Below are 343 nucleotides of genomic sequence, written 5' to 3' on the forward strand. Positions count from 1 at the left end.
CACATACGTCAATAAAGACTTCGTTGAAATATCAGGGTTTACCGAAGAAGAAGCGCTTGGGCAAGCACGCAACATTGTTCGTCATCCAGATATGCCACAAGCCGCGTTTCAATCGCTTTCGGACGCAATGGCGGATCAAAAATCGTGGATGGACATCATTAAAAACCGTTGTAAAAACGGGGATCACTATTGGGTCGATGCTTTCGTGATGGCTAATGCGGATGAAACTGACGGTGAAGCTCACCTGCAAAGCGTTCGATTCAAGCCAAGTCGTGATCAAATCAGTCGCGCTACGCATGCTTACAAGCTAATTAATGAAGGTAAACAGCCCTACCATCTATAG

1 protein-coding gene is annotated in these 343 nt (G+C 45.8%); it reads left to right on the forward strand.

All coding sequences use genetic code 11. The features are described 5' to 3' along the window. Window positions 1–343: PAS domain-containing protein (locus A3738_RS10765; protein WP_156504201.1), on the forward strand; the 343-nt coding region annotated here is incomplete at its 5' end.

Source organism: Oleiphilus sp. HI0066 (assembly GCF_001635725.1).